The organism is Levilactobacillus andaensis (assembly GCF_016861695.1).
Classification (GTDB): Bacteria; Bacillota; Bacilli; order Lactobacillales; family Lactobacillaceae; genus Levilactobacillus; species Levilactobacillus andaensis.
The window spans coordinates 48,091-60,787 of the sequence record NZ_BOLP01000005.1 but is presented as its reverse complement, the minus strand read 5'-3'; the positions used below and the strand labels follow the sequence as shown (position 1 = coordinate 60,787).

The following is a 12,697-nucleotide window of genomic DNA, read 5'->3' as shown; positions in this document are numbered from 1 at the left end:
CGAGTAAAACTAATGTTTCAATTAAATTTTAACACCAATATTGTCAGTTAGTCAATTTTAAACTAAAAAATAGGCTTATCGTCCCTGTTTCCTCTTCTGCCGTTTTACTACGCTTGATATTAGATAGGGAGGGAGCTCATTGGATACTAGTGTGGGAAGTAAAGTAGCCGAACGGATTCTCCAATTACGATTGGCAAAGAAAATGACACAAGAGCAGTTGGCTGAACGTGCTGATATCGATGCATCAGTGATATCAAGGATCGAACGTGGCTCACGCTCAAATATTCGGTTAGATACACTTGAAAAGATTGTTACGGCTCTTGGAGTCGATTACGCGTCCATCTTTTCATTTCCTGATAGCAATCACGTTAAGACACGAATCGATAGTAAATTAGATTTGATCACAGACCAAGAGACGTTGGCAACTATAGAGAAACTGGTTGACCTATTGGCTGTCCCAAGAAAATAAGAAAATTGTCTTGTTTTCATATGTCCATTCAGTAAATCTGTGTGCCCAAAAAGGTGCCCAAATTTGCTAATTATTGCTTAGCATTGCTCAAACAAGTACATTCTTATAGGAATTAGTTCGCACTATTCATTTAATTTATTGTATTAAAAAAGCCCGTTAAACCGGGCTTTTTTGGTCAATTAATTCCTATTTTATCATCGATTCTAGTTTCTTCTCAGAGCCGGAGTACCATTCAACCATTGAATGGTACTCATAAATTGTCTCCTTTTCTCTTACGCGAGTGCTGCCAGGTATAGTTGCCAGGCATCGTCAAAAATCGTCATGGATGGTAAGTAAGGCGCGTTCTCCTCCAGGTACTTGGAGAGTGAGTCGAACTCGGTGTCTTGTTTCGGGAAGGCGCTATCCAGAAAGGCATTATTCGCAAATGTGGCGATGGGATCATAGCTTTCGGTATTACGCTGTGTCATTAAAAATTGATAGAACGTTTTGGGCATTAGTGGTCTCCTTAGTTGTTCGGAATCCGGGCCTGAAAGACAAATTTACCGGCGCCGGAGAGGTCGATCTCCTTAGCGGCGTACGATGGCTTAGTCCCATTACCGATGGCCGTGAGGTGTAACGTCATCGTTTCCGCCTTAGTATCCATTGCGACCCATTTAGGCAACGGATAGTTCTTGGCAATGTAGCTCATGACGAAGCTTACGGGAACCGGTAAGGAGCCAATCGACAGCTTCTGGGCCTTTAATTGGACGTCTCCTGAGGATAACACGGTCGGCTTGAAGAGTAAAACAAAGTTGACGTTGGCCCCCAGAACTTGGGTCGATCCGGTCAGCATCGCATGGTTGGTGACCTGGAAACTGTATTTAAGTGCCGAATTCTTGAGTGATTTATTCACGTAGTAGTCGGCCAGCGCGTTGACTTGCTTCTTATTCAGGGTCACGTCAAGGTTCGTCGTATTCTGCGTGACCTTGGCCGTCGAGTCGACTTTGACCGGTGAAAAGGCCTTGACGCCGATGGTGACGGTCGTGATCAGTAGGACGGCGACCAGGGCAATGAAGCCCCATTTCCACCAGTTTTGTGTCCGTGCCGGTTTTTCTGTTTGTCGTTGCATGACTGCGGTTCCTCCTTCTGACTTACTTTAATAACCATTGTTGATGGGCCTGCATCTGCTGGAAAGCATAGCGGGTCATGAGGCGGTATCCCTTGGCGTTCGGGTGGAAATGGTCGACCGGCGACAGGTACTGGTTAAGTTCCTTGGCGCTATCACTGGCTAAGGCCATCTCTTGGAAGCTCTGTGTCGATAACTTCCCGTTATTTGATTTTTGCGATTGCCGTTTCAGCCGAGCTTGTTGGGTCACTGACTTGAACTGCCCCACGGACAAGGCCCGGTTAATGTCGATCATGTAGAGATTATCCGTCTTGGCGGCGGTTGTCTTCGTCGTAGCGTTCCAATCGTCAACGGCATGGGTGACCTGATCGATATTGGCAAAGTAGACGTAGATAGGATTGTAAATGGAGAACAGGTAGATTGGCGCGCGGTCATTGTAACTCCGCACGGTCGTCAACAAGCGGTGCAACTTCGTTTGATAGGTGGCTTCCGCCGTGTCGAGTTGCGCATCTAGCCGCGACTGCTTGTTGATCGTCACGTTCTTCTCCAAGGTCTGTAGCAGGTCATTCCCGCCGACCGTCATCACGATGGCCTGGGCCTTGCTGACCTGGTCTTGCATGTCTTTGCTGTCCAGCAGCCGTTTTTCGATTTGGTCACTCCGGTCACCTGACTTCCCGTAGTTATGCATGACCACTTTCACGTGATCTTTACGGTGAATCATGGTTTTTAACCGGCCGGTGTAGCCGCCGTCATTTTGCTGATCGCCCACGCCTTGCGTCAGGGAGTCCCCCAACGCCACGACGCGAACGGTCTTACGATGATTATTGGTCGTGGACGATGTATCTTGGGTCGTCCGCGCACCGGGATGCCAATACGTCAACGCGGCCACCACGACCACGACGAGTAGCAAGGTCACCCCAATGATCTTACTGATATTTTTAAATTTCATCTCAATCCCCCCTCGGGATAAAGAAAAAGCGGTGACGTGGCCACCCCTTTTTCTCAGTTGATTATTTAGTTGGGTCCGTGTAATACATCAAAGCAAAAGCCCCGGGTCCCCCGTGGGTAGCGATGATGGGAACCGTTTCTCGAACTAAGACTTCTTTGTCTGGTAAGATCTCGTGCAGATGGCTTTGAATCTTATCAACAGATTCAAAAGCCTCAACGTGAGAAATCCCAATGGCGACGATGTCGGGTGTTTGCTTGATTTGTTCGTAAACTTTGTCGAAATACCGGTCGATGGTCTTCATACCCCGGCCCTTAGCCCGGATCTTCAGTTCGCCACCAGTAACTTGCAAAACGATTTTGATGTTTAAAAGTGACGTCAGCATACCAGCGGCACGACTGAGACGACCACCCTTTAAAATATTTTCAAGGGTCACGATACCCATGAACAGCTTGGTGTGATCACGGACAGCGGCGGCCCGCTCAATGATTTCGTCCTTGGTAGCGCCGGTAGCGGCTAATTTAGCAGCTTCGACGACCTGGAAGCCTAAGGCCTGGTCGGTCGTTTGACTGTCCACGACCGTCACGTCCGTCTTGGATAAGTTTGCAGCCTGTTCGGCGGTGTGGACCGTCCCACTGATAGCCGCCAGCATGTTGAAGCAGATTACGCTGCTACCATCGGCACCTAACTTATCAAAGGTCTCAACAAATGACCCTAACGGTGGCTGACTGGTCTTAGGCAACGTCTTTGCCGTTTTCATTTTTTCAATGAACTCTTTATTCGTAATGGATTCCCGTTCAACGTAAATCGTATCGTCGATCATGACCGTCAACGGAATAATGGTAATGTTGTAGTCTTGGATGTCCTGCTCGGAGATGCCGGCAGATGAGTCCGTAACAATTTTTATTTTAGCCATGCTATTCCACTCTTTCTGACCAGAGATTTTGGTTTATGCTACAATATGCGTAATGAAACATACGGTAATAGTATAGCAGAGTTGCCAATTTTTTTCAGTAGTTGTTCGGAACTCCCCCATTGGTTTTCGCAAAAAAATAGTTACAGCAATAAAGGAGGAATTTGTTTGGAAAAAGAACGTAGCCACACCTATCAAGTCGTCAATGAGGTCTTAAACGCCGCAACACACGGAATCGGTGCCGCCCTAAGCATCGCGGGCCTGGTTGTCTTGCTGTTGCAGGCCCACGGTAAAGGCGGGTCCTTAAGAATGACCACGTTTGCCATCTATGGCGCCATCTTAGTCCTGTTTTACCTGGCATCCACACTTTTTCATAGTTTGTACTTTACCCGTGGTCGCCACGTATTTCAAATATTCGACCATTGTGCCATTTACTTATTGATTGCCGGAACCTATACGCCCTTTAGTTTATTGGTGGTTGGCGGTGCCTTGGGCTGGGTGATGTTCGGTATCATCTGGGCGATGGCCGTTCTAGGCATCGTGTACAAGGCCATTTGGCTAGGTAAGTATCAGAAATTGTCGACCGTGATCTACGTGGTCATGGGCTGGATGTGCCTGATGGGTATCAAGCCGTTGTACGTTGGACTGGGACCGGTTGGTTTTGCCCTGTTGTTCTGCGGTGGGCTCGCCTTCACCTTGGGCGCAGTTATTTATAGTTTCAAAGGAATCCCGTTCGGTCATGTTATCTGGCACCTGTTTGTGATGTTGGGAACAGGGCTGATGTACTTCTCGATTTTATTTTATGCTTAACCTCTATCATGAAAGGCTTTGACGTTATCTGATTTTCAGACAATGTCAAAGCCTTTTTTTCGAACAATTAACGTGGATTTTAAAATTTGATAAGTTAGGGTAATCGTTAAATGTTAGATTTACAATTAGTAACCGCAGTGCGACAATCCAATCTAACTAGTCTGTTACCCGCTGAAACTGTTCAAATACATAGTCATATGGATTCTTTTCATTGCGCACGCCGGGTTGGCGGTTAATGCGCTGAAATTTGCTGTAATCGAGCGCAGGCATCCAGGTATCACCGTCGAATCCGGCATCGATTGTTGTCCGGTAAAGGAAGTCGACATCGTCTCGTAACTCATCGAAGAGCTTGGCACCACCCACGATGAAGAGCTTTTCAGCTGGTCGTTGGGCCGCATATTCGCGAACGGCGTCAAGTGAATTGAGCACCGTCACACTCGCCGGAAAATTTTCCGCGGGTTGGTGGGTCAAGACCACGTTCGTTCGGTTCGGCAACGCGTGTGGAAACGAAGCAAATGTTTTGGACCCAGCAATGATGGTATTTCCAGTCGTGACGGTCTTGAAGAAGTGCATGTCGGCCGGCAGATGCCAAGGGAGTTGGCCCTTAAAGCCAATCACGTGGCCCTGACTCTCGGCCCATAGAAAAATCAACATCGACGTTCCCTCCTAAACGGCCACAGGGGCCTTGATTGCGGGCTCCGGGTCGTAACCCGTGACCTTGATGTCGTGCATGTCGTAGTCAAAAATGCTGGACTTGTCTGGATTGAGCCAGAGCTGTGGTGCCTCGTGCGGCGTCCGTGCCAGTTGCGTCTTAATTTGGTCAACGTGATTCAGGTAAATGTGGGCGTCGCCTAGCGTATGGACGAAATCGCCGACCTCTAAGCCAACTTCCTTGGCAATGAGTGACGTTAACAACGCATAACTGGCGATGTTAAACGGTACTCCGAGGAAAATGTCGGCGCTCCGCTGATAGAGCTGGCAACTTAATTTGCCATCGTTGACGTAGAACTGAAAGAGCGTGTGGCAAGGTGGCAAGGCCATTGACGGCACATCGGCTGGGTTCCAAGCAGAAACGATCATTCGCCGAGAATCCGGATGGGTCCGCAACGTGTCGATCACGTTTTGGAGCTGATCGATGGTCTCGCCATTGTGGCCCTGCCAAGCGCGCCACTGACTACCATAAACCAGTCCCAGGTCACCATAACGGTCCCCAAAGGCTTGATCGGTCACGATACGGTCGCAGAACGCCTTTTTTTCGGCCTGATAAGCCGTGTTAAACTCGGCATCGACTAAGGAACGACGACCAAAATCGGTCATGTCTGGTCCATGATAGTCAGGACTGTCGATATAGCGCTGAAAAGCCCATTCGTCCCAGATATGATTGTGGTGCTGGAGCAGAAACCGAATATTCGTATCGCCCCGTAAGAACCACAACAGTTCGGATTTAATCAATCCAAATGGCACTTTTTTTGTCGTTAGCAACGGAAAGCCTTCTTGCAGGTTGAATCGCATCTGGTAACCAAACAAACTAATGGTTCCAGTCCCCGTTCGGTCGGTCTTTTGGTGTCCCGTCGTTAAAACGGTCTTGGCTAAATCAAGATAAGCATCTTCTAACACACCCGTCATCTCCTATTCGGCGTATTCACTCAGGTATTCCCACCGGACCATCTTATCATCTAACTGATGGTCGAGGTCATCTAGTTTGGCTTGTAAGTCAGCTAACTTATCATAGTTATCCCCGTTAGCGTTCATATCCGTTTGGACTTGGGATTTTTGGCTTTCGAGGTCGTCGATGACGCCTTCGATGCCCTCCCATTCCTTTTGCTCGGCATAGGTCAGCTTGACCTTCTTTTTCGGTGTATCGTCGGCCGGCTGGGTTGGCTTCTCTGCGGTCTTCGGCTTGGCCTTCGCCGCGTGGCTCTGTTGTTGCGCCATGTCGAGGTACGTGCTAAATTGCCCGGAGTAGCGTTCAATGTTGCCGTCCCCCGTGAAGATGAGGAGCCGATCGGCCACTTTATCCAGGAAGTAGCGGTCATGGGAGACCGTGATGACGGTCCCGGCAAATTGGCTAATGTAGTCTTCCAAAACGGTCAGTGTGCCGATATCCAAGTCGTTCGTTGGTTCATCGAGGAGTAAGACGTTAGGCTGTTCCATCAGTAACTTCAATAGGTACAGCCGCCGCTTTTCACCACCAGAGAGCTTGCGAATCAAGGTACCATGCATGAACCGGGGGAACAGAAATTGTTCTAGCAGTTCGGCAACGCTGACGGAATCGCCCTGGTTGTTAGTCACGTTTTGACCGACCTCGGACAGGTAACTGATCATCCGTTTGTCTTCTGGAATGGGTTCGATCTGTTGCGTATAGTACGCCATCTTAACCGTTTCCCCAATCGTGACGATTCCGGAATCCAGCGGCAAACGTTGGGCAATCACGTTAAGCAGACTCGATTTACCGGCCCCGTTCTCCCCACTGATTCCAATACGCTCGTTACCTTGAATCAGGTCGCTGAAATGGTCCAAAATGACGTGGTCGCCGAGCTTGAGGCTGGCGTCCTTGAGCTCAATAACCTTTTTTCCTAGCCGTTGTTGGCCAAGGGAAATCGACACGTTGTTCTGAACTTGTCGAGTACCAACGTTACTGGCAATGTCGTTAAACCGGTTGATGCGGGCCTGTTGTTTCGTCGACCGGGCTTTAGCCCCAGCCTTCATCCAGGCTAATTCCTTCTTGTAGAGCTGTTGTTGCTTTTGGTCGGCTTCAGCCTCTTGGGTGACCCGTTCGGCCTTTTCTTGAACATAGGCTTGATAATTACCGGGGTACTGATAAAGCTTCCCGAAGTCCAGTTCCCAAATCTGATTGGCAATCTGGTCCAGGAAGTACCGGTCATGAGTCACGACCAGTAAAGCCCCTTTATACGAGCTGAGGTACTGTTGCAGCCAAGCAATGGAATCGAAGTCCAAGTGGTTCGTTGGTTCGTCTAGCAGGAGTAGATCTGGCGATTGAATCAGGACCTGTGCCAGGCCGACCCGCTTGATTTGACCCCCGGACATGGTCTTGATGGACTGTGACAGATCAGTGATCTTCAATTGCGTCAGAATCGTTTTAACATCGCTCTCGGCGGTCCAAGCGTCCTCTTCGTTCATCTGGGCTTCGGCGTCCAGGTAACGTTGCTGGGCCTTGGGATCCTCTGGATGTTCCCCGTAGGTTGCCAGAGCTGCTTCGTAGCGGCGAATCGTCACGAAAACCTTTTGATCACCAGAAAAGACGGCGTCCATGACGGTCATATTTTCATCCAAATCGGGCTTTTGTGTCAGGTAGCCGATGGTGTAGTCCTTGGGGGTGTTGATCTCCCCGGATTGTTCGGTGCTAATACCATCTAAGGTGTTAAGTAGCGAGGTCTTCCCACTCCCATTGACCCCGATCAACCCGATCCGGTCGTGTTCATTGATAATAAAGTTCAGGTTATCGAAAAGTGTTTTTTCACCGTAAGTGCGGTGTAAGTTTTCTGCGCGTAAGGTTTGCATAATGTCTCACTCTCTTATTTCAAATTCGATTGGGCCATCGCGTAGGCAACCAATGCCGCTGATTCATTTGGCAGTTGTCCCGTAACGACTTGGTACTCCAGGTCACCCAGCAAAGCGCCGAGTTGTGGTCCTGGTTGAACGCCCGCCTGCATCAGATCTTTACCGGTAGCGGCGAGTTCTTTTTTGTGCTGGATGGGTAACGCCTGCAACCGCTGAGTCAGATCATTGCCGCGGTCGGGTGCACCTAAGATGACGGCGATTTCATTGGCCACGGGTGTCAGGTCAGCGCCGCACTGGTACAATTGCCAAGCGTTGGGTTCTTTAGTCAATAACGTTTGTGCCAGTCGGCTGGCGGTCTGAACGGCCGTAATCATCTGATTGGCGGCCTTCCAATGCTTGAGAAATGACGTAATTGTGGTATAGTCTAGGCCAAATTTCGTGGCTAATAACGTCCAGGTCGCCGTGTCACTGGAGGTGCCTCGTTTCAGTTGCGTGCTCAGTGTCTGTAGGTCGTTCTCGTGAGCCGCAAAGTCCGGGCAATGTTGCCACAGACCAGTTCGCATGAAGACGGCTAGACCGTTTTGCGGGGCCTTTCCCGTGAACATTTTTTGTAATTCTACTTGGGTCCGTTCTACGGCAATCTTAGCCAGAAGCTGGGCGTGGTCAGTAATGGCGGCCTCGGTCTCAGGGATAATGTCGAAATCGAGCTGACTGGCAAAGCGCACGGCCCGCATCATCCGCAAAGCGTCTTCGTGGAACCGTTCTTGGGGGTCGCCCACGGCCCGGATATGGTGGTTTTCTAGGTCGGTCAAGCCATCGAACAAATCAATGACCTCACCGTCTTCTCGCATGGCCAGCGCATTAATGGTGAAATCACGGCGTTTTAGATCTTCCTGTAAGGACCGGACAAAGGTAACTTGGTCGGGGCGCCGAAAATCGGTATAGGTCGATTCGGAACGGAAGGTCGTGGTCTCATAGCCAGTCCCGTGGTCTAAAATCATGACGGTGCCGTGATCGATCCCCGTGTCGACCGTTCGCTTGAACAGGCCCTTAATTTCATTGGGATAGGCACTGGTCGCAATATCAACGTCGTGAATCGCCTTCCCTAGGATCGTATCGCGGACGCTGCCACCCACGAAGTAGGCTTCGTAGCCAGCTGCTTCGATGGTCTGAAGGACTGGTCGCGCGGCTTCAAATTCATTTGGTAAGTGTTCTAACTTCATTATCTTTCACCCTTCTGCCAGCTAAATTCTGTCAGTGCTTGTGTTCCACTCAACTAGGGAGTAGCCACAAGGTTCTATATGCCAGTCTAACAGATTCCCCGCAAGAATTGAATTCAAACCACGATTCGCTAATCAGTTTCTCAGCAGTTTCTACATTGGCTGTGCTATCATAAAATGAGGATTTTTTGTTGGGAGAGATGCAGATGACACAAAAGGACGAGTCAATTCATGTGCTAGATTTAATTATGATTGGGGTTGGGTGCGCCATGTTTGCTTTTGGATTGGTATTTTTTAACATTGCCAATCACTTAGCGGATGGCGGTATCTCTGGGGTCACGTTGATCTTACGGGCCTTGTTCGGCATTGACCCCGCCTATTCGACGATTTTGATCAACATTCCCCTCATTTTAATTGGGTGGCGTTTTCTGGGCCGGCAATCATTGATCTATACAATTTACGGAACGATTATGCTGTCGGTATTCTTGTGGATCTGGCAACGGGTACCCATCGTCATTCAATTGCACGGCGACCTTTTGCTCTCCGCACTGGGCGCTGGGGTCATCGGTGGATTCGGTTCCGGTCTGCTCTACCGCTATGGTGGGACAACTGGTGGGACAGATATCATCGCCCGCATTTTTGAGCGATTCCGCGGCGTGCCAATGGGTCGGACCCTCCTCTACTTGGACGTGATCGTGCTCCTGGTCTCATTGGTTTATATTGACATTCAACACATGGCCTACACGCTGATTTATTCCTACATCTTCGCGCGCATCGTCAATTTCACGCAGGAAGGCGCCTACGCTGCGCGGGGAATCATTGTCGTATCGGACCACCATCAAGAGATTACGGATAATATTATGGACGAGTTAGGTCGCGGCGTGAGCCTGATCGATGGTGAAGGTGGTTACTCGCACCAGTCACGAAAAATGATCTACGTGGTCGTGGCACCAAGTGAACTGCATCGGTTACGCCAGATTATTCAGCGTAACGATCCGCGCGCATTCGTCTCGGTGATCAATGTTAATGAAGCACTCGGTGAAGGCTTTACGTTTGCCGTCCCTAAAAAGGGCTGGTTGGGGAAATTGAAGCGTTAGTGACTGGGTTGGCAACCGCGGGTTTGGCGGTTGCTTTTTTTATTATCTATAAGTTAAAGTAGTTTTTGTGTTCTAACTATATAAAAAGAGCCACTCCAATGAGTCGCCCTTTTACCTTCCCTAATCTTGGTAGCCTTCCAACATCAACGCCATTTCGGCATCGTCTGGGACGACCTTTAAATAGGCCTGCAATAACTTAACGACCGTCTCGCTGGCCCCTTCTTCACGGTAGAAGTAGATGGCGGGCTTCAAGAAGTCTGCCTGATCCATAAAGAACGGCTGGGCCGCGTCGTAGTACTTGCGTGCCAGGTCATACTCTTCCTTGTGCTCAGCTGTGACCGCCAAGTTCCAATATAACTGTGGATCCGCATCTTCGGCCTTCACGTATGGCTTAGCTAAGTCCTCGTTTTCGTCCCAACGCTCCTGCTTGACGTACAGGTTGCTGAGCTGAATAACGGCGCCTAGATCATCGCTGTCGAGCTCATGGCCCTTCTTCAGGTATTTCTCAGCCAACGCCTCATCGTCGAGCTTAGTGGCCACGTGAGCCGCCTGTAGCCAGAGCTTCTCGTTGTACTGGTCGACACCCAGCCCTTCTTGTAAGGTCGTCAAGGCCTCGGCTAATCGATTCTCTTCTTCCAACGCCTGTCCCAAATAAGGATACAGTGACGTATAGTGCGAATCGCTGTCCTTCAACTCGCCAAATAAACGAATGGCGGCCGTTCGGTCCTTCAGTTGGAGGTAGGTGAACGCCGTTTCAAATTTCACATCCGGGGTCATGTCACCGGTATGGATCTGCTTCAAATAACCGATGGCTTGTTCGAAACGCCCGGCATTGGCGTAGGCAACTCCTAGCCGTTCGACCAAGTTGACCCGTGAGAGTTCCGTGGTCCCGGCCGTAATCAACTCTAGATACAGCGGAATGGCCTTTCTAAACTCCCGCATGGTGAAGTAGAGCTCAGCCAGGGCAAACGTGATGACTGGCTCGTCAGGGGCCAATTTTTTGGCCGTCAACAATTTCTGTTCGCTGACCTCAAAGAGCTCTTGGGTCTGGTAAAGATCCGCCGCCACCATCAAGGCCTGGACGTAGGCCGATGACTCAGGACTGACCTCGTTCAGATATTCCAAGGCTTCATCATTTTTATCTTCATCAATGGCAATGTCGGCCAAGTTGGTTCGTAATTCGTCTTCAGTTGGATACTTTTTCAATAAATTTTCGTAAATTCGTCGGGATTGATTCAAAAAACCTAACGAGTACAGCTCCTCGGCTAGACTAAACAGCGTGTCATCATCGTCATGCCGCAGGGACAAGGCGTACTGTTTCTTAAATTCTTCAAGTTGACCCTTTTCTAATAGGTCCAATGCCGTTTCTGCGTAACTCATAACCCGCCTCCAATTATCATTTTCCTATTACAATTAACCACTAAATGGTGCTCACGATTAATTGCTGGTTACGACTTATTGCGCAACTATTCTAGTTTACAAGATTTTTGCCCGAAATACTGCTATTTTGACTTATTTTTAACCACTCATCATGAATTGTCCAACTTGGCAACATAGTCGATGCAACGCCTTACCGGCCGGCAGATATGGGCTGGAACGGTGCGAACGCAACTTGAAGCCTCGAAAATCACGAGTCTACAAGATTGGTTTTCTGCTAAGCCGGCGGAAAACCACCGCCAACTAAGCAGAACGACGCGCCTGAGCCCATATCTGCCGACCTCTCGGCTTACGTAGTAGTCCTACAGCAACCAATACTATACTTATAAAACTTGCTACAGAAGTTTAGGTTGTCAGTAAAATATCAAACACACGAGGCTCTCGGAAATAGTCACAGTAAATCATAAACTTAGCCGACCGTGTCAACGATGTTAGTCGGCGTCTTTTCCGTCTTACATCGTAGGATGATCTAAGAGACGCATGATCTTCGCGGCTTTTAAGCGAGTCTGAAGCCCGCTTCTCAGACCGAAGACATTCCCCCACAGCAGGCAGAATCCCTGGCAGCCGTAGTGCAACTAGTTCGCACTATCGCGTAACATCGTTTAGAGCGTAACAAAAAGCCAGTCCGGCATACACCGTACTGGCTTTTTTACGCGTTAAATAATTGCTTATTTAACAGCATCCTTTAAAGCTTTACCTGGCTTGAATGCAGGTACTTTGCTTGCAGGGATTTGGATTTCTTGTCCAGTTTGTGGGTTACGGCCCTTACGAGCTGCACGTTCACGTACTTCAAAGTTACCAAAGCCGATCAGTTGAACCTTTTCGCCTTTAGCTAACGTTGCTTGAACAGAATCGAAGACTGCATCAACTGCAGCCGTTGCGTCCTTTTTAGTTAAACCAGTTGCAGTTGCAACGTCGCTAACCAATTGTGCTTTGTTTGCCATGTTTGAATTCACCTCCTGAACAGAAGATTAGATGAATGCCATCTAGTGATCATTTTTGAGTGGTCCAAAAATGATGAAACAAATACGGTCAACCGCATCATTTCTTTATCAAAGATAGCACAGGAAGCCTTATATGACAAGGGATAACGGTGTTTTTTAGCAATTATCCTAAAAGAATCGTCAATTTTGGCGAAAAATCACCTAAAAACGGTCCCAAAGCTGGTCTCACGCACC

The 12,697-nt window shown here is 49.0% G+C and carries 13 protein-coding genes; 3 read left to right on the top strand and 10 right to left on the bottom strand.

Annotated features, from left to right (window positions below; all coding sequences use genetic code 11):
* Positions 1–139: 139 nt before the first annotated feature.
* A complete protein-coding gene (locus JUF10_RS04925; protein ID WP_236008163.1) occupies positions 140–469 on the top strand; it encodes a helix-turn-helix domain-containing protein in 330 nt (109 codons plus the stop codon).
* A 272-nt stretch (positions 470–741) separates the two neighbouring features.
* Here the strand turns inward: JUF10_RS04925 and JUF10_RS04920 are convergent, their stop codons facing one another.
* The 4 genes from JUF10_RS04920 to fakB all read right to left on the bottom strand — a co-directional run bounded on the left by JUF10_RS04920 (position 742) and on the right by fakB (position 3,436).
* The gene (locus JUF10_RS04920) at positions 742–963 is read right to left on the bottom strand and encodes a YozE family protein (protein WP_203641139.1); all 222 of its coding nucleotides are present in this window, start codon (positions 961–963) and stop codon (positions 742–744) included.
* A gap of 11 nt (positions 964–974) precedes the next feature.
* Entirely contained in the window at positions 975–1,577 is a 603-nt protein-coding gene (locus JUF10_RS04915) for a YpmS family protein (protein ID WP_203641138.1), read from the bottom strand.
* A 22-nt stretch (positions 1,578–1,599) separates the two neighbouring features.
* Entirely contained in the window at positions 1,600–2,523 is a 924-nt protein-coding gene (locus JUF10_RS04910) for a GDSL-type esterase/lipase family protein (RefSeq protein WP_203641137.1), read from the bottom strand.
* A 61-nt stretch (positions 2,524–2,584) separates the two neighbouring features.
* On the bottom strand, positions 2,585–3,436 hold the full coding sequence (gene fakB / locus JUF10_RS04905) for a DegV family protein (protein ID WP_203641136.1): 852 nt from the start codon (positions 3,434–3,436) through the stop codon (positions 2,585–2,587).
* A gap of 165 nt (positions 3,437–3,601) precedes the next feature.
* Here fakB and trhA point away from each other — a divergent pair, with 165 nt between their 5' ends.
* Positions 3,602–4,243 (top strand): PAQR family membrane homeostasis protein TrhA, encoded by a 642-nt coding sequence (gene trhA / locus JUF10_RS04900; RefSeq protein WP_236008162.1) that lies wholly within the window; start codon positions 3,602–3,604, stop codon positions 4,241–4,243.
* 156 nt (positions 4,244–4,399) lie between these two features.
* On the opposite strand, the gene JUF10_RS04895 is transcribed toward trhA, so the two are convergent.
* From JUF10_RS04895 to JUF10_RS04880, 4 genes are read right to left on the bottom strand one after another with little or no spacing between them, the layout of a single operon-like run.
* Complete coding sequence (locus JUF10_RS04895) at positions 4,400–4,897, bottom strand: dihydrofolate reductase (protein WP_203641134.1); 498 nt, start codon at positions 4,895–4,897, stop codon at positions 4,400–4,402.
* A 12-nt stretch (positions 4,898–4,909) separates the two neighbouring features.
* Positions 4,910–5,860 (bottom strand): thymidylate synthase, encoded by a 951-nt coding sequence (locus JUF10_RS04890; protein ID WP_203641133.1) that lies wholly within the window; start codon positions 5,858–5,860, stop codon positions 4,910–4,912.
* Between the two features lie 12 nt (positions 5,861–5,872).
* Positions 5,873–7,765 (bottom strand): ABC-F family ATP-binding cassette domain-containing protein, encoded by a 1,893-nt coding sequence (locus tag JUF10_RS04885; protein WP_203641132.1) that lies wholly within the window; start codon positions 7,763–7,765, stop codon positions 5,873–5,875.
* 14 nt (positions 7,766–7,779) lie between these two features.
* Positions 7,780–8,988 carry a CCA tRNA nucleotidyltransferase gene (locus tag JUF10_RS04880; RefSeq protein ID WP_203641131.1) on the bottom strand — a complete coding sequence of 403 codons (1,209 nt, stop codon included), beginning with the start codon at positions 8,986–8,988 and terminating at the stop codon, positions 7,780–7,782.
* Between the two features lie 203 nt (positions 8,989–9,191).
* On the opposite strand from JUF10_RS04880, the gene JUF10_RS04875 reads away from it, so the two are divergent.
* On the top strand, positions 9,192–10,082 hold the full coding sequence (locus JUF10_RS04875; RefSeq protein ID WP_203641130.1) for a YitT family protein: 891 nt from the start codon (positions 9,192–9,194) through the stop codon (positions 10,080–10,082).
* A gap of 120 nt (positions 10,083–10,202) precedes the next feature.
* Here JUF10_RS04875 and JUF10_RS04870 read toward each other — a convergent pair whose 3' ends face one another.
* A complete protein-coding gene (locus tag JUF10_RS04870; RefSeq protein WP_203641129.1) occupies positions 10,203–11,462 on the bottom strand; it encodes a tetratricopeptide repeat protein in 1,260 nt (419 codons plus the stop codon).
* Positions 11,463–12,187: 725 nt separating this feature from the next.
* Complete coding sequence (gene hbs, locus JUF10_RS04865) at positions 12,188–12,475, bottom strand: non-specific DNA-binding protein Hbs (RefSeq protein WP_225421803.1); 288 nt, start codon at positions 12,473–12,475, stop codon at positions 12,188–12,190.
* Between the last annotated feature and the right edge of the window lie 222 nt (positions 12,476–12,697).